A 16,570-nucleotide genomic window follows, 5' to 3' on the forward strand; every position below is an offset into this window, starting at 1 on the left:
GCGGTGGCCAAGCCTACAGGGATGTATTCACGGCGTCCCGCCGCAAGGAATGCGGCCCCGATGAGGGGAACCACCACCGAAGCAAAAACCAGGCAGAGGACCAAGTCAGCCCCCACCCACACTCCGCGGCGTATACACCCAGGGATCACGCCCGGCACGCTCGATCAGCCGCGTCTCCGCATTGCCCACGATCACCAGGGTGCGCATATCCGCCTGCTCCGGGCGAGCATCACCCAAAGTGGTGAACGCCACATGCTCCTCCGGACGACTCACCGCGCGGGCAAACATCACCGGCACCGACCCCGGCAAATGCACCCGCAACCGATCCAGCGCCTCCCCCAACTGCCAGGGTCGGGACTTCGAAATCGGATTGTAAAAGGCCATCGCAAACCCCACCTGAGCCGCCGCCTCCACACGGTTCAGAATCACCCCCCACGGCTTCAGATTATCCGAGAGAGAAATCACACAAAAATCATTCCCGAACGGCGCACCCAGACGCGCCGCCGCCGCCAGCACCGCAGAAACCCCCGGGTACACCTGCACATCCAGATCCCGCCACTGCGGCTCCCCATGATCCATGGCCTCGAACACCGCCGCCGCCATACCGAAGACACCACCATCGCCGGAAGACACCACCGCCACCCGACGACCCTGCTCCGCCAGCTCCAGCGCCAGACGCGCCCGCATGATCTCCTCGCGATTATCCGAACCATGGACCCGCTGCCCCATATCCGCGGCCACGCGCTCCACATAAGGCACATAACCCACCAGATCCGTGGCCTGCTCCAGAGCCCGGGCAGCCCGAGGACAGCGCAGATCCTCGGCACCTGGCCCCAGACCAATGATATCCACACAACCGCTCATCGTACCCCCTGTCTGCCGGGAACCAGCACAATGGTGAAATAAGGCGCCGGCTCATCCTCGGCGCGCTCCGCCAGCCGCTGCACCCGCTCCCCCTCCATGGAACCCCGCTCCACCAGCAAGGCCCGCTCCAGCATCCCCGCACGAGCCAGAGCCGAACGAACCCGCGGCAGATTACGGCCCACCTTCATGAACACGGCGGCATCCGTATGGGCCAGACGCTCCACCAGAGTGTCTTCAGGGAGCGTACCCGGCAACACCGTCAGCACATCATCCCCATGAGTGATCGGCGTATTGGCCTGCGTCCAGCAGGCACTCATGCCCGTGATGCCCGGGACCACCTGCACCGGGAAACGCTCCACCAGACGATCATGGAGGTACATGTACGAGCCATAGAAGAAAGGATCCCCCTCGCAGATTACCGCCACATCCCGGCCCGCCTCCAGGTGCTCCGCCAATCGCGCCGCGCACGCCTCGTAAAACACCCCCATCTCCCGGTGATAACGGGGATCGGTCACCGATACTTCCAGGGTGAAGGGATACTCCAGGCGCAGACGGGCCTGATCTTCCCGCAGATGGGGGGCGGCAATGGTCCAGGCATTCCCGGTGCGCCCGGCCTTGGAGAAGGCCGCCACCACCGGTGACGCCTGAAGCAGACGCAGGGCCTTGAGAGTGATCAGCTCCGGGTCACCGGGGCCCAGACCGATGCCGTACAGGGTGCCGGTCGGCATCATTCCTTCTCACTGGCCAGGGCATTCACCGCAGCCACGGCCATGGCGCTGCCCCCCAGACGGCCCCGCACGATCACAGACTCCAGCCCCGGATAGGCCGCCAGGGCGTCCTTGGACTCTGCCGCCCCCACAAACCCCACTGCCATACCGATCACCAGGGCCGGGCGCGGCGCACCCGCGTCGATCAGCTCCAGCAAGTGAAACAGCGCCGTCGGGGCATTGCCGATGGCCACCACGGCCCCGTCCATGTGCTCACCCCAAAGATCCAGGGCGGCGGCAGAACGCGTGTTGCCAATCTGCCTGGCCAGCTCGGGCACCTTGGGATCGTTCAGGGTGCACAGGATCGGATTATCCGCCGGCAGCCGCGCACGGGTAATCCCATGCGCCACCATCTGGCTGTCACACAGAATGGGCTTGCCTGCCAGCAGGGCCTCGCGCCCGGCGTGGGCGGCGCGGGACGAGAAGATCACCTCCTCAGCCACGTCCACCATCCCGCAGGCATGGATGACACGCACCACCACCCGGGCCTCCTCGGTATTGAACCGATCGAGGCGTGCCTCGGAACGGATGGTGGCAAAGGACTTGGCGTAGATGGCCTGGCCATCCTTGATATAGTCGTAGGTATGGGGCATGGAGTCGTATGCGGACGGCGCCGCAGTGGGCGAAAGCGGGGCAACAAGCTTAGCGAGTCCAACCGCCAGGGGCAATCATCCGACGCCCGGCCTGCCACTGATCCCGCCCCTTGCACCCTGTGTCGTCTTGATCAAACGCAACTGATACCGTGAGACTAGTCTCGTACATGAACGCTGCGGTGACTCCGCAGCTGAAAAAAGAAAAAGGTGCAAGGATTCAGTGAAACTCCATCAGGCACTCATTCCAGCCCTGTTCGAGCACAGCGCCAATGGCATGCTGCTGATCGCCAATGACCTGATCGTGGATTGCAATCAGGCGGCCGTGCAGATGCTGGGCTACGACGACCGCTCGGATTTGCTGAACCTGAGTCCCGGCCTGTTTTCCCCTCCCACCCAGCCGGACGGACGTCAATCCCTGGAAAAGGCCCTCGAGATGAATGCCACCGCCATGGCGCGTGGCTCACACCGTTTCGAATGGGTGCATCGGACCCGTGCGGGTCGTGACACCTGGATGGAAGTATTGCTCACCTGGATTCAGCACGACGGTGAGAATCTGCTCCATGCGGCCTGGAACCGGATCGATGATCGCAAGCAGGCCGAGGCCAACCTGAGACGGCAGTTGCAATTCGAGGCGATGGTCTCGGATATCTCTGCCCGATTCGTCAGCGCCACACACGACGGTGTGGATGAGGCCGTGGATGAGGCCCTGGCCAGCATGGGCCGGTTTTTCCAGGCCAGTCGTGCCTACGTGTTCCAGTTCAAGGAGGAAGGCGCGGTACTGATTAACACACACGAGTGGTGTGCCGAAGGCGTGACGCCTCAGATCCGGCACATGGCCCACTTCCCGGCCTCGGAATCACCCTGGTTCATTGCCGGACTGCGTCAGGCCCGCTGTCTGCATCTGCCGGATGTGTCCGTCATCCCTGACGAGGCCGCCGGAGAACGGGAAATCCTGCAGTCTCAGGACATCCGCTCCCTGCTGGCCCTGCCCCTGTTCAACGATGAGATCCTGACCGGGTTCTGCGGCCTGGATATCGTGGATCGCTCCTACACCTGGAGCGAGAACGAGATTGGTCTGCTCAAGACGATCGCGCAGATCTTCGCCGGTGCCTTCGCCCGCCGAGAGGCAGATCGCACCCTTCGTGAGGCCAAGGAGGCTGCGGAGGCGGCCACCCTGGCCAAGAGTCGTTTCCTGGCCAACATGAGCCACGAGATCCGCACCCCCATGAATGCCATCACGGGCATGGGTCACCTGCTTGCCCAGACGGGCCTCTCCGAACAACAAAGGGATTACCTGAGCAAGTTGCAAAAGTCTGCCGACAATCTGCTGGGCCTGCTCAATGACATCCTGGACTTATCCAAGGTAGAAGCCAATCGGGTGGAACTGGAGAGAACCCGGTTTGATCTGTCCACGGTGCTGGACAACGTGGTCTCCGGCTTTTCCGCACAGGCCGAGAACCAGGGCCTGCAACTCTCGGTCGTGTGCCCGGCGAACGTGCCTCGCCTGCTTATCGGTGACCCTCTGCGCCTGGGCCAGATCCTGTCCAACCTGGTGGCCAACGCGATCAAGTTCACTCCCGAGGGGTACGTACGCCTCTGCGTGGACCTGCTGGAGGATGACCAGGACTCCGTCCGCCTGCGCTTCGGAGTCCATGATTCGGGGATCGGGGTACCGCTGGATCAGCAGGCGCGGCTGTTCAAGCCGTTCTCCCAGGCCGATGCCTCCACCACCCGCCGCTTTGGCGGTACCGGCCTGGGACTGTCCATATCCCAGCACCTGACCCGGCTCATGGGCGGGCAGATCCAGCTACAAAGCCAGCAGGGCAAGGGCAGTGAATTCTGGTTCGAGCTGACACTTCCCAAGGCCGCTTGTCCCGCAGCCCGTTCAACCCAGCCCCCCCGTGTCCGGGAGCGCCTTGTCGGTCGGGTGTTGGTGGTGGAAGACACCCTGCTCAACCAGGAAGTGGCTCAGGCGCTGTTGACGCGCATGGGCCTGACGGTGAGCCTGGCAGACAATGGCGAACAGGCACTGAAACAACTGTCGCAATCGGTTTTCGACCTGATACTGATGGACATACAGATGCCGGTGCTGGATGGTTACGAGACCACCCGCTGGATCCGTAGTCAAAAGGCCCTGGATAATCTGCCCATCATCGCCATGACCGCCCATAGCATGGCCGAGGACCGGGAACGGTGCCTGGCCAGCGGCATGAATGATTTCATTGCCAAGCCCATCGATCCGGCACAGATGCACCAGGTGTTGTCGCAGTGGCTTCCCAGGGCCGTTGATGAACAGGGCTTGAAGCACACCCCACGTGACCCAGAAGCCCCGGGGCGATCCCTCGTGGAACGTCTGCGCACCCTGGCCACGCAGCTGGCGGCCTGCAGCCCGGAGGCATCGGACCTTTTGGCGCAATTGCAGGATGCGGCGTTGCTTGAGGGGTCCGCCGTGCTGAAACAGCTGGCCGAGCTTCTGGAGGACTTTGAATTCGAGCAGGCCTCACGGGCCCTGGCACCCTTGCTCGATCAGGTGGCGGGTGACAACCAGAATAACGAACCAGGCCTGGATGAAAGACCCAGGGTTCTGGTGGTGGATGACAGCCGCATCAACCTTCAACTGCTGCATAACATCCTCGACCGGCGTTATCAGGTCAGCGTCGCCATCGATGGCGAGCAGGCACTGAGGCGGGCGGAGTCGCTTCGACCCGGCCTGATTCTGCTGGATATCAAGATGCAGGGCATGGATGGTTATGAGGTCTGTCGGCGCCTGAACGCGCTGGAAGCCACCCAGGACATCCCGGTCATCTTTGTCACGGCCAAGGATCAGCAGGAGGAAGAACGCAAAGGCCTGGAACTGGGCGCCGTGGACTACATCACCAAGCCTTTTCTCCCCGCCATTGTCGAGGCACGTGTACGCAACCATATCGAACTCAAGCGCCAGCGGGACACGCTGGCACGCTTGTCCCGCATCGACGGTCTCACCGGCATCGCCAACCGACGCCAGTTCGATGACGTACTCATGCAGGAGTGGAACCATGCCGGTCGCACGGGCGGTTGCATCGGGCTCATCCTGCTGGATATCGATCACTTCAAGCCCTTCAACGATCACTATGGCCATGTGGCGGGCGATGATGCCCTGCAGGCGGTGGCCCGTGCGCTGAGCGATACCCTGCCGCGCACCACGGATCTGGTGGCCCGCTACGGCGGAGAGGAATTTGTGTGTGTTCTGCCCGGAACCAACAGGGAGGGTGTGTTGACCGTGGCCCAGAGGATTCGGGCAGCCATTCTGGCGCTTGGTATTCCACATGCCGCCTCAAGCACTCACACCCATCTCACTGTGAGTCTGGGCGTGGCCTCGGCGCGGCCGAAACTCCATGAGGGAGACCCTGGGGCACTCATCAACCTCGCCGATGAAGCCCTCTACAAGGCCAAGGCATCCGGACGCAATCAGGTCGGACTCCACTCAGGCCAGTAGGGCACCGGGTACATTCTGCGTAAATACTTAAGGGGGGGCGGGGGTCAGAACTCACGCCGGGGAGGCGTGTTGGTCATTTTTCGCCGAGAGGGGTTGCAATACCCGAGCAATTTAGTCAAACTCGGCTTCAAGTCCTCTGGGAACGGTAGAGGAGCCTGATTCGCCGCCGATCAACTGGCCTCTGCAAAAGTCACAGTCGATCATTGATGGGCGAATCAGTCACTCCTCTACCCGCACCGCTGCTTCATCGAAACAGCGATTCAGACCTTAGAACCAAGGTCTCCACAGGAACACCAGGAAGTGAGCAGCAGCAGCCAGCACCATGAACACGGTGAAGGTGGTCTTGAACTGCTCGTGGAATTCCTTGGCCTGTTCTTCGGTCAGACCGGAGATGCTGTTGTCATACATGATGATGATCCTCTGATTAGGTCGATGGCTTGAGTGAGCGGTGTAATCGCTTACTCAGCAGCTTCTTCAGCAGCAACTTCCGCAGACACATCATAAGTCAGCGGATTGTAGGCTTCGTGGGTAAACACGAAGGAATGCACAATCAGCGCCGTAGCAAGGAAGGTGATCAGCAGGGGGATCAGCCAAGTGCCGGGGTTCACCACCAGCCACAGCTTCCAGTCGTCTCTGGGGTTGCTCGGCTTGCTCGGTTTGTATTCGCTCATTTCATTAGTCCTCTTGGTTTTTCCGGATCTCGTGCGAGATCCGGGTCATTGCACTCGCCACAACTACTCAAACTTTGTCTCACCAAACCCGTTTAGGCTGCGCCACCGGGCTGGCGTTGGGGTGTAAGTCTACGAGGACACAGGGGGATGTCAAGGCACCGATACACCGACAAGCCCAACTCTCCCGCAAGACTCCCAAAAGCTTGAGCCACGTCAACGGGGCGACCTGCCAGGGTCGATTTTTAGTCGCTGAACAGGGCCCGGAGACGCTCGATATCCGATTCGCTCCAACCCTCGGGTTCGGTCAGCACCCGCCAGGCATCAATGTAGTCACTTGCCGCGAAGGTGTGACCAAAGCCAGCTGGCGTTGACCCGGCTGCCATGTCCGCTGCCAGTTGCAGCATGGTGACGATGGGATACCAGCGCAGATCCGGCGACACGTCCGGTCCGCGGGGTTCCCGTATCCATTCGGGTTCCCGGTAGAAGCTCTCCGGATCGAAGAAGGTGATGGGGTCACTGGCATGCTGCAGGTAGGCGATGCGGAATGCCCCCCACTCGCCCTCGTAGCGATCCAGCCCCTGATGCTGGTTCATGAATCGCACCACGTCCCCATTGCGAAAGCTGGGCAGCCAGGCCGGCGTGCCCGGGTCACGCTCCCGTGTGGCCTTGCGCCAGGTCTCGCTGCGAAATGGGGGGCCACTCCACAGGGCGCCATGGAAAGGATCCTGGATCACATCGTAAATATCGAAGGAACGATCCGAATTGAGCGCTCCCAGGCTCAGACCATGAAGGTAGAGCCGCGGGCGTTCGTCTGCGGGCAGGCTTGACCAGTGCCCATACACCTTCTCGAACAGGGCCCGGGCCATTTCGGCGCCATACTCGCCCTCCACCATCAATGACAGGGCGCTGGGCAGATAGGAATACTGGGCGGTGACCGTGGCGATGTCCCCCCGGTGCAGATACTCCAGCGGGTTCAGCGCAGCGGGGTCCACCCAGCCGGTGCCCGTGGGTGTCACCAGTAGAAGGACGGAACGCTCGAAGGCGTTGACCCGCTTGAGTTCCCTCAAGGCCAGATCGGCCCGTTCCTCTTTCGTTTCCGCAGCGTTGAGCCCCACGTAGATACGGATGGGCTCCATGGTGTTTTCGCCAAAGAACGCCCTCAGGTCCGAGGCTCCGGGCCCGGATGAAACGAAATTGCGACCCTGACGCCCCAGATCGCGCCAGTCCACGTAGGAATCCGCGCTGCCCGCCTTGAGGGGATCCGTGGGCCGGATCAGTTCATCCTCGATCAGGGCATCCACCTGTTGGTAGGAGTTGTCGGCAGCGCGCAGGGCCAGAGAGAAGATCACGCCATCAATGACCGACCAGAACAGGGCGGCAGCCACCAGGACACCCACCACATTGGAAACATGCTGAGGGATGTAGCGCCCCAGCCACAGCGCCAGGAAGCGGAAGGTGTGCTTGAACAGGCGGGCCAGGGTGAGCAGGATCACGAACACCACCAGGGTCATCAGGCCCACACTCACCGGCTGCACGCCGCCGGCCTCTTCCATCTCCATGAGCGCCCGCAGGGCGTTCTGCCACTCCCCCGCCTGCCATAGAAAAGTCACCGCCACCACCGAGCAGATCACCGTGGCCAGGATCTTGATGACCCAGTCCACCCGCGGCCCGGGCACGGGCAGTTCCACGTAGGACCACAACCACCGGCCAAAGAAGCCCACCGCATAACCGGCGGTGAAGGACAAACCGGAGATCAGCCCCTGAACCAGAAAGGGACGGGGTACCAGACTGGGGGTGAGCGAGAAGGCAAAGAACAGCGTGCCCACCAGCAGGCCCACCACAGAGAACTGGCGCCACAACCGGGCCAGTCGATTGGCATACACACCCATGAAACCCATACCTGAAAGATCGTGTGGTGGATATTTTACAGAATCGCGGGCAACTGCCGGGCAAGCGCCTGATGCTCGCGAGTGGCTTCCCGACCGGTGAGTGCAAATCCCAGCAATTGGCCCCGCTCGTCATGGAACAGGGCCTTGACCCCCTCCCCGACCTCTTCCACGGACCATTGTCCCTGGGCATCCGGCGAGACCGGTGAAACCACCACCGGATGACTCGGTGTTTTCACCCGAACCGGCATCGCCGGATAGGACACCGCCGTGGGCTCCCCCGCCAGGGTGCGACCCAGGGCGGGGGCAGCCTGCATGATGGGCATCACATAGGGCAGAACCTGCCCCTCCACCTCGGCACAATCGCCCAGGGCATGAATCCCCTCCGCGGAGGTGGTCAGGTGACGATCCACCACGATCCCGCGGTTCACCTCCAGTCCCGCCGCCTCGGCCAGGGCCGTGCGCGGGCGCAGCCCGATGGCAGAGAGCACGGCTCCCGCCCGAATCCTGTCGCCGTTCTTCAGGTGCAGGCAATAACCATCACCCTCACGATCGACCCGCGTCACCACCGTCTCCAGGTGAAAGGTGATGCCCGATTGCTCCAGACCCCGCTGCAGGGCGCGGCCCGCCGCTTCGGGCACCAGCCGACCCAGGGGATAGGCATCCGGCCCGATCACCTCCACCTGGCGCCCGCTGCCGGAGATATCGTTGGCAAACTCACAGCCGATCAATCCCGGACCAATGAGGGCCACCCGGTCGACACCCTCCAGGGTCCTCCGGAAACGGGCGTAATCCGCCAGGGAATTCACGGTCATGATGTCCCCTGCGCCGTCACCCTCGTAGGAGAATTCGATGGGGCTGGCCCCCACAGCCAGCACCAGGCTGTCAAACTCCAGTGATTCACCCGATTCCAGGCACAGTTTGCGTGCCCGGGTGTCCAGGGACGCCACCGTGGTGCGTGCCCGGATATCCGCGTCCAGTTCCCGCGCCATGTCCTGCGCCGACTGCTGCACCAGGGACTCGGCGGTCTTGCCCTGGGTCAGGGCATTGGAAAGCATGGGCTTGGTGTAGTATTCGCCGTCATCCTGCGTGATCAGGGTGAGCGGAGTGGATGTGTCGTGCTTGCGCAATTCCCGCGCCACGTTGTAACCGGCCAGCCCGGTACCCAGGATGAGAGTGCCTGCCATGGTAATCCCTTGCGTGGATGGGTGAACCCCCATGATAGACCCTTCCCCCCTCCCAGGCACACGGGCGCCAGGGCTTCCAGCCAAGCCCCTCGGGGTGCATGCCACCCCGCCGAATCCTGCTAGACTTCCGGCCTGGCTTTCATCCCTTAGTGATCAACCCCATCCTGGCAGGAAGGCATCATGCCCAAGAAAGACATCGATCTGTTTTCCCGACTGTATGCTGGCGCCCTGGATCTGAAGAACCGCATCGTCATGGCCCCCATGACCCGCTCCCGGGCCGATGATGATGGCATGCCCACGGAGTTGATGGCCCAGTACTACGCCCAGCGCGCCGGGGCGGGGCTGATCATCAGTGAGGGCACCTGGCCCTGCCCCATGGGCAAGGGCTACATCCGCACCCCCGGCATCTACACCGAGGAACAGGTGGACGCCTGGGGCAAGGTGACCGAGGCGGTCCACGCCGCTGGCGGCTCCATCGTGCTGCAGTTGATGCATGCCGGGCGCATTTCCGACCCTTCGTTCCTGCCCGGAGGGGCCACGCCGGTATCCGCCTCGGCGGTGCGCCCCGAGGGGCAATCCTACACCGCCGAGGGCCTCAAGCCGCACGTCACGCCCCGGGCGCTTGAAGTGGACGAGATCGAGGAAATCATCGAGGACTATCGCATTGCCACCGCCATGGCCTTCCAGGCGGGCTTCGATGGTGTGGAGTTGCATGCGGCCTCCGGTTATCTGCCGGAACAGTTCCTGTGCTCAAGCACCAATCAGCGTACCGATGACTACGGTGGCAGCGTCGAAAACCGGGCCCGCTTCATCCTGGAGTTGCTGGAGGCCATGACCTCCGTGCGCAGCGGCGATTACATCGGCATCAAGATCGCCCCGGAGATGGGCTTTAACGACATCCATGACGACAACCCCCAGGAGACCTATGGCTACCTGGTGGATCAACTGGGAGATTACCGGCTGGCCTACCTGCACGTGGCCCTGTTCGGCACCGATGTGGACTACCACGGCCTGCTCAAGCCCCGTTTCCGTGGCGATGCCTATCTGGTGGGCGGCGGCCTCACCCGGGAGAGCGGGGAAGCGCTCATTCAGTCGGGGCGCGCGGATGCGGCCGTCTACGGCACACCGTTCATTGCCAACCCGGACCTGCCCGAGCGGTTCCGGCGCAACGCGCCGCTGGCCGAGGCGGACAAGGATACGTTCTATTCGGGCGGCCCCGAGGGCTACGTGGACTACCCGAAGCTGGATGGCTGAAGCCCGGCCCCAGCCCCTCTCCCCGCAAGAGAGAGGGGCCTGGAGCGCATCTTTCATCATCGGGGGTGACTCGCCACCGTGATGCATGAGAGTTAGCATTGGGAAATGTCAGAACCTTCCCGACACCCCCTCCCCGACCCACCCGATTATCAGGGCGGCAGCCTGGCCAACCTGATGTCGTCCCTCATCACGGGGCTGGGCGGTACGCCCTCCCCGTCGCTCCCCCCGCTTCGACTCCTGCCCCCCGATGAGATATCTGGCCACCGGCATGTGGTCCTGGTGGTGGTGGACGGCCTGGGCGATGAGTTCCTCAAGAGTCAGCCGGCACCCTTTCTGAACACCCATCGCCGGGGGGCCATTCACTCCGTGTTCCCCACCACCACGGCCACCGGTGTCACCACCGTGCTCACCGGCGACGCGCCAGCCCAGCATGGGCTGAGTGGCTGGTATGTGCATTTTCGGGAGCTGGGCTCCGTACTGGCTGTGCTGCCGGGCACTCCCCGCCATGGCGGAGTCGGCTATGACAGGTTGAACCTGGACCTCAGGGGAGTGCTGGGTCATCGAGCCCTCTTTGATCGCATCCCGGGCCCGTCAGCCATGGCGGCCCCGGAAAAGATCGCCCGTACCCCCTACAACAAGCTTCACCTGGGCAAGGCCAGCCTGCTGCCCTTCAAGCGCCTGGAGGACATGGTCAATCGGGTGGATACTGCCATCCGCGGGCGTGCCGGGACCCGCTATGTCTACGCCTACTGGTCGGAACTGGACACGCTGGGCCATCATCATGGACCGGACTCACGCCAGACGCGGGACCAGCTGGCCCGCGTGGATGAGGCACTGGCGCGCCTGGCACGACGCCTGGCAGGCACCGATACCCTGCTGGTGGTCACCGCCGATCATGGCATGGTGGACGTCCTGCAGCGCCTGGATTTGAGCGCCTACCCCGAGATCAGCCGTTGCCTGGCCCTGCCTCTGTGTGGCGAGCCCCGCGTGGCCTGGGCCTATGTGCGCCATGGCTATCACGAGGTGTTCCAGCAGCGCGTTGAAGCGGAGCTGGGTCATGCCTGCACCGTGCTGCCAAGCCGCGATTTACTGGAACAAGGCTGGTTCGGCCCGGGAGTGCCCCACCCGGAACTGGAGGCCCGCATCGGTGACTTTGCGCTCATCATGCACCCTGGCTGGATCATCCACGACCGCATCCCGGGACAGAAGCCCCACGACATGGTGGGCGTGCATGGGGGACTCGATCCCCGGGAGCTCTACATTCCCCTGGCCCGCACGGTGTGTTGAAAAGGGCGTGTTATCATGGGCTGCCCACCCACATGGAACAGGACACCGCCATGAAAGAAGCCCCTACCCTGTTCGACAGCGCCGCCAGCCAGACAGTGGAACTGGCCAATACCCTCACTGAAAAGGACCCCCAGGCCGACCTGTGGGAGATCGCCGACGGCATGCTGGCCGGCGCGGTCCACTACTGGCTGTATACCCGCCAGCCCTGCGGTGACCCGCTCTGCGAGGAATGCGCCGCCATCAGCACCGCCGAGGAACGCCTGGCCCAACTGCTCAAGGACCTGGAACAATACGCTCGGGAAAGTGACTACTTCCACTCCCCCACCGATCTCAACGTGGGCAGGGCCTGACCCGTCAACCCGGGAGACAAATCACCAGCGCCGCCCCACCCAACTCCGAGTCCTCAACCCGCAGATCCCCCCCATAGGCCGTCACGATCTCGCTGACCACCGCAAGGCCGATGCCCTGCCCGGGCACCTCCTCATCCAGCCGACCCCCACGCGCCAGAATGGCTGGCACACGGTCGGCGGGGATGCCCGGGCCATCATCCTCCACACGGATCTCGAGCACCCGCCCCCGGTGCTCCGCCCAGGCCCTCACCCGATGGCGAGAGAACTTCCAGGCGTTATCCAGGAGGTTGCCCAGCACCTCCATCAAATCCCCTTCATTGCCCCGAAAATGGCTGCCTGGCTGCACCTGCATGGAAAACGCCACCCCCTTGTCCCGATAGACCTTGTTCAGGGTGTCCGCCAGGCGCTGCATCACCGGGGCCACATCCAGCGGTGCGGCCAGGGCGCTGCGCCCCGAGGTGGCTGCCCGCTGTAACTGGTAGGCCACGATGCGATCCATTCGCTCCAGTTGTTCCAGTGCCTGCCGGCTGTCGGTATCGGACCGTTGCTCCAGGCTGCCGCGTAACACCGCCAGCGGGGTCTTGAGGCTATGTGCCAGATCGGCCAGCCCGTCCCGGTAACGGGCCAGCTGAGCGCGCTCCTGCTGTATGAGGGTATTGAGGTTATCGGTGAGGGGCTTGAGTTCTGCCGGGTAGTGGCCGGTGATCTGACCCTGATCGCCCTGCTCCATGGCCCGCAGTTCCCGGGCCACCCGACGCAACGGCATCAGTCCCAGATACAGGGCCAGGGACTGGGCCGCCAGCAACAGCACTGCCAGGACGGCGAGCCAGCCCCACAGACTCCGCCGGTACTCGCTCAACTGCGCTTCCAGCCCCGATCGATCCTCCATCACGGTGAAGGTCAACGGCACCAGTCCGCCGGGTGTCTCCCAGTCCACGGTCATACGGGCCAGGAATCGATCTTCCATACCGACACCCATGGGCAGGCCCAGCGCTGAGGGGGAACGCCAGAGGATGCGCCCGCGGGCATCGGTGACATGGGCCTGGAGCCCCGAATCCGGTAGGGTGAGACGCGCATCCGGCAACCGCTCCGGCATGCTCACGGCGCCCCCGGCATCCACCTCCACGGTGCCCATGAGCATGAACAACTGAGCCTGCAGGCGCTCCTCCAGGGCATGGGTGGCGCTGTCACGAAAGGCCCGCTCCAGGGCCAGGGCTGTGAGTCCGGCGAAGATGGCCACCACCAGGGCGGCGATCAGGCCCACGCGCAGCGTGAGGGAGTTCATGGGTCCCCGTCGGGGCGCAGCGTCAGGCGGTAGCCCCGGCCACGCAGGGTCTCGATGGGCGCATGACGACCTTGTGGGTCCAGCTTGCGCCGCAGGCGCCCGATCAGCACCTCCAGCACATTGCTGTCCCGATCCTCGTCATGGGGATAGAGATAGTCGGTGAGCGCCTGCTTGGACAGCACCTGCCCGGGGTGTCGGGCCAGGTGTTCCAGCAGGCGGTATTCGAAGGTGGTGAGGGCCACGGCATCCCCCTCCATGGAGACCTTCTGGGCCTGGGTATCCAGCACCAGCGGACCCAGGCTGAGGCAGTCGTCGGTACTGCCCACGGCGCGACGCGCCAGGGCCTTGAGGCGGGCCACCAGCTCCTCCATGTGAAAGGGTTTCACCAGATAGTCATCGGCGCCTGCCTCAAGCCCCTGCACCTTCTCCTGCCACTGACCGCGGGCGGTGAGAATGAGGATGGGCAGCCGGCGTCCCTGGGCCCGGGCACGGCGAATCACTTCCAGTCCCGGCAATTCCGGCAGCCCCAGATCCACCACCGCCACATCGGCGGGGTATTCCATCAAGCGGTAGAGCCCATCGCGGCCATCGCTACTGGTATCCACCATCCAGCCCTCGTCCTCGAGGCGCTGGCGCAGCTGGGCCAGCAGGGAGGGTTCATCCTCGATGACCACCACGCGCATGGGCTAGAGCCATTCCCCCGTGGCCGCATCCACCAGGATATGTCGCACCCGCTGATCCTCGATGAGCACCCGGATGCGATGCACCTGTCGACCCTCATGCTCCTGTGTCTCGGCGGACAGCACCCGCCCCCCGGTCTGCTCCTGTACCTGGGCCACCGCCTCGTCCAGGGTGACGGGGCCATTCTGGGCCACCTGCAGGGCGTGGCCGGCACCGGCGCCCGGGTAGGTCACCCCGGTGCCGGCATGGACCGCACCCCAGGCCGCCAGGCACAGGCAAAGGCACAACATCCCGAGCAACGGGATGACCTTGCCGGGCAGCGAATGTGGGATGCAGTGGATCATGGCCATGAGTTTACCAGTCCGCGGACGAAAGGCGCATCAACCACCCCCCGGCTCTCCTCTGAAGGATGGTCTGTGGCACCATATCCCCGCAAGACCGGTCATCAGCCTAACTGCGGGCCCGTGCATCTACACTCTGCGCCCGTCGTGCTGAATGCCGGCTGAACCCGCTGGCCCTCAACGCCCGAATCAGGACCCACTCCATGGACTCCACCGCCTGGATCATCGTCAGCCTCATCGCCTTGTTCCTGCTGGGACAATTCGCCTTTCTGTACCGCTCCAAGGGCATGCAGGGGCGGGTGGCCCCGGACATGACCGACCTGCTCAGCGAGGCCCAGAAGGCGCAGCCGCGGCTGATCTTCTACTTTCACAGCCCCCGCTGCGGCATGTGCAAACAGGTCTGGCCGATCCTCAAGCCGTTGATGGATGAGCGCTTCGACATCATCGAGGTGGATGTGAGCAAGCGACCGGATGTGGCACGCCGCTTCAAGGTCATGGGCACCCCCACCCTGATGCGTGTTCAGGAGGGCCGGATCGAAAAAGTGATGATGGGGGCCAAGGACGAGAAGACCATCCGTGACTTCGTGGAGGCCCCGTGAGCCAGCCAACGCAACCCCAAACCGTCCAGGCGAGGACCCCACAGGAGATTCGCCAGTTGCTGGAGCCCGAGAAGGGCCCGATCACCTGGCCGGAACTGCAGCCGCACTTTGCCCGCGGCGTGGTGCTGCATGTGGCCGAAGAGCTCCCCCTGCTGGATGCTGCCATTCACCTGGTGCAGGACGACAAACTTCGCGTGCAGGATCTGCTCACCCAGGGCCTTCTGGCCCGCGCCGATGTGGATCACGCCAAGGACTGGGAGGCACGCAAACCCCGATTCGAGGCGGTGGTGGTCGCCCCCTGGGTGCTGGTGCGGGAGATCTGACCCGCGCGCGGGCTCCATGGAATGGGCCCCCATGCGGGAGCCGACATGATCCGTTATCATCCCGGGTTAACACGTCATCAGGGGAAAACCCATGTTGCAGATCAGCCCGAACCTGGTGTGCTGGTTCATCAGTCACGCCAGGGAGTTTCACGCCCAGGAAGACGTGATGATGCCCGAGGAACCGGATCACCAGGCCGACGACTGGATTGAAGAGGCCCTGGAAGAACACGCCGACAACGTGGTTTACCTGGAACTCAAGAACACCGTGGAGGAACTGGAGCCCGAGCTTCAGGCCAACATGGTGGCCTTGATGTGGCTGGGGCGCGGCGACTACAGCGAGGACGAGTGGGATCTGGCGCTGGAAGAGGCCAAGTCCAACTGGACGCCGCGCACCGCTGACTACCTGCTGGCCACGCCCATGGGGGCCGACTACCTGGCCGAGGGCCTGGCCATGCTCGGCCACTCATGCGAAGACGACTGATCGGAAAGCCCTGATGGACGTCCTCTATTCCCTGCGACTTCAGGCCCGCTACAGCCGCTGGGCCCACGCCCAACTGCTGGAGCACTGCGACGGCCTGCAGGACGAAGTGCGCAAGACAGAATGGTTTGGTACACAGGGATCGATTCACGGCATCTTCAACCAGATGCTGCTTCAGGATCGCATCTGGCTGGGGCGGATGCTGGACAAGCCCTATGTTTACCGCTCTCCGGATCAGGTGCTTTATACCGAATACGGTCTGCTGCGCGCCGAGCGCATGCGCACGGACAGCGAGATCATGAACTTCGTTCAAAGCCTGGCCTACCCCAACCTGGACAAGAAGATCACCTTTACCCTGGATCATGAACCCCGGGAGTGCACGCTGGTGCTGGGGGAGTGCCTGCTCAACCTGCTGCATCGCCAGTCCACTCAGCGAGGGCAGATCACGGCACTGCTGGAACAGTCGGACGTGGATCTGGCCCCGCTGGACATGCTGGCCATGCCCGGCATCGCCGATTGATCCCACCCC

Annotated in this window: 18 protein-coding genes; 8 read left to right on the forward strand and 10 right to left on the reverse strand. The window is 63.5% G+C overall.

All coding sequences use genetic code 11. The features are described 5' to 3' along the window. Positions 1-105: 105 nt before the first annotated feature. From cobJ to LPW30_RS01080, 3 genes are read right to left on the reverse strand one after another with little or no spacing between them, the layout of a single operon-like run. Positions 106-864 (reverse strand): precorrin-3B C(17)-methyltransferase, encoded by a 759-nt coding sequence (gene cobJ / locus LPW30_RS01070; protein WP_239679856.1) that lies wholly within the window; start codon positions 862-864, stop codon positions 106-108. Beyond that, complete coding sequence (locus LPW30_RS01075) at positions 861-1,595, reverse strand: precorrin-2 C(20)-methyltransferase (RefSeq protein ID WP_338018803.1); 735 nt, start codon at positions 1,593-1,595, stop codon at positions 861-863. The genes cobJ and LPW30_RS01075 overlap by 4 nt, the downstream gene beginning before the upstream one ends. After that, entirely contained in the window at positions 1,592-2,224 is a 633-nt protein-coding gene (locus tag LPW30_RS01080) for a precorrin-8X methylmutase (protein WP_239679857.1), read from the reverse strand. The genes LPW30_RS01075 and LPW30_RS01080 overlap by 4 nt, the downstream gene beginning before the upstream one ends. Positions 2,225-2,444: 220 nt before the next feature. On the opposite strand from LPW30_RS01080, the gene LPW30_RS16100 reads away from it, so the two are divergent. Next, positions 2,445-5,699 (forward strand): response regulator, encoded by a 3,255-nt coding sequence (locus tag LPW30_RS16100; RefSeq protein ID WP_338018804.1) that lies wholly within the window; start codon positions 2,445-2,447, stop codon positions 5,697-5,699. A 267-nt stretch (positions 5,700-5,966) separates the two neighbouring features. Here the strand turns inward: LPW30_RS16100 and pufB are convergent, their stop codons facing one another. The 4 genes from pufB to LPW30_RS01110 form a co-directional block, all read right to left on the reverse strand. Next, positions 5,967-6,107, reverse strand: a complete 141-nt coding sequence (gene pufB / locus LPW30_RS01095; protein ID WP_239679858.1) for a light-harvesting antenna LH1, beta subunit — start codon at positions 6,105-6,107, stop codon at positions 5,967-5,969. A gap of 50 nt (positions 6,108-6,157) precedes the next feature. Next, positions 6,158-6,370, reverse strand: coding sequence for a light-harvesting antenna LH1, alpha subunit (gene pufA, locus LPW30_RS01100; protein WP_239679859.1), 213 nt, complete (start codon positions 6,368-6,370; stop codon positions 6,158-6,160). A 242-nt stretch (positions 6,371-6,612) separates the two neighbouring features. Beyond that, the gene (locus tag LPW30_RS01105) at positions 6,613-8,259 is read right to left on the reverse strand and encodes an alpha/beta hydrolase (protein WP_239679860.1); all 1,647 of its coding nucleotides are present in this window, start codon (positions 8,257-8,259) and stop codon (positions 6,613-6,615) included. Between the two features lie 35 nt (positions 8,260-8,294). Continuing rightward, entirely contained in the window at positions 8,295-9,443 is a 1,149-nt protein-coding gene (locus LPW30_RS01110; protein ID WP_239679861.1) for an FAD-dependent oxidoreductase, read from the reverse strand. A 180-nt stretch (positions 9,444-9,623) separates the two neighbouring features. Here LPW30_RS01110 and LPW30_RS01115 point away from each other — a divergent pair, with 180 nt between their 5' ends. The 3 genes from LPW30_RS01115 (at position 9,624) to LPW30_RS01125 (ending at position 12,334) form a co-directional block, all read left to right on the forward strand. Continuing rightward, complete coding sequence (locus LPW30_RS01115) at positions 9,624-10,697, forward strand: alkene reductase (RefSeq protein ID WP_025280319.1); 1,074 nt, start codon at positions 9,624-9,626, stop codon at positions 10,695-10,697. Between the two features lie 105 nt (positions 10,698-10,802). Continuing rightward, on the forward strand, positions 10,803-11,984 hold the full coding sequence (locus LPW30_RS01120) for an alkaline phosphatase family protein (RefSeq protein ID WP_239679862.1): 1,182 nt from the start codon (positions 10,803-10,805) through the stop codon (positions 11,982-11,984). A gap of 50 nt (positions 11,985-12,034) precedes the next feature. Further along, positions 12,035-12,334 carry a hypothetical protein gene (locus LPW30_RS01125; protein WP_025280317.1) on the forward strand — a complete coding sequence of 100 codons (300 nt, stop codon included), beginning with the start codon at positions 12,035-12,037 and terminating at the stop codon, positions 12,332-12,334. 4 nt (positions 12,335-12,338) lie between these two features. On the opposite strand, the gene LPW30_RS01130 is transcribed toward LPW30_RS01125, so the two are convergent. Genes LPW30_RS01130 through LPW30_RS01140 form a run of 3 tightly spaced genes read right to left on the reverse strand, consistent with a single transcriptional unit; the run spans position 12,339 to position 14,644 of the window. Beyond that, complete coding sequence (locus LPW30_RS01130; RefSeq protein WP_239679863.1) at positions 12,339-13,619, reverse strand: ATP-binding protein; 1,281 nt, start codon at positions 13,617-13,619, stop codon at positions 12,339-12,341. Next, entirely contained in the window at positions 13,616-14,302 is a 687-nt protein-coding gene (locus LPW30_RS01135) for a response regulator transcription factor (RefSeq protein WP_025280315.1), read from the reverse strand. The genes LPW30_RS01130 and LPW30_RS01135 overlap by 4 nt, the downstream gene beginning before the upstream one ends. A 3-nt stretch (positions 14,303-14,305) precedes the next feature. Further along, the gene (locus tag LPW30_RS01140) at positions 14,306-14,644 is read right to left on the reverse strand and encodes a PepSY domain-containing protein (RefSeq protein WP_239679864.1); all 339 of its coding nucleotides are present in this window, start codon (positions 14,642-14,644) and stop codon (positions 14,306-14,308) included. Between the two features lie 200 nt (positions 14,645-14,844). Here LPW30_RS01140 and LPW30_RS01145 point away from each other — a divergent pair, with 200 nt between their 5' ends. The 4 genes from LPW30_RS01145 to LPW30_RS01160 all read left to right on the forward strand — a co-directional run bounded on the left by LPW30_RS01145 (position 14,845) and on the right by LPW30_RS01160 (position 16,561). Beyond that, a complete protein-coding gene (locus LPW30_RS01145) occupies positions 14,845-15,240 on the forward strand; it encodes a thioredoxin family protein (RefSeq protein WP_025280312.1) in 396 nt (131 codons plus the stop codon). Continuing rightward, the gene (locus LPW30_RS01150) at positions 15,237-15,563 is read left to right on the forward strand and encodes a DUF2288 domain-containing protein (RefSeq protein WP_084307043.1); all 327 of its coding nucleotides are present in this window, start codon (positions 15,237-15,239) and stop codon (positions 15,561-15,563) included. Before LPW30_RS01145 ends, LPW30_RS01150 begins: the two co-directional genes overlap by 4 nt. A gap of 91 nt (positions 15,564-15,654) precedes the next feature. Further along, a complete protein-coding gene (locus LPW30_RS01155) occupies positions 15,655-16,044 on the forward strand; it encodes a DUF3775 domain-containing protein (RefSeq protein WP_025280310.1) in 390 nt (129 codons plus the stop codon). 13 nt (positions 16,045-16,057) lie between these two features. Beyond that, positions 16,058-16,561 carry a DinB family protein gene (locus LPW30_RS01160; protein ID WP_025280309.1) on the forward strand — a complete coding sequence of 168 codons (504 nt, stop codon included), beginning with the start codon at positions 16,058-16,060 and terminating at the stop codon, positions 16,559-16,561. Positions 16,562-16,570: the final 9 nt, after the last annotated feature.

This window comes from Ectothiorhodospira variabilis, assembly GCF_022227625.1.
Classification (GTDB): domain Bacteria; phylum Pseudomonadota; class Gammaproteobacteria; order Ectothiorhodospirales; family Ectothiorhodospiraceae; genus Ectothiorhodospira; species Ectothiorhodospira haloalkaliphila.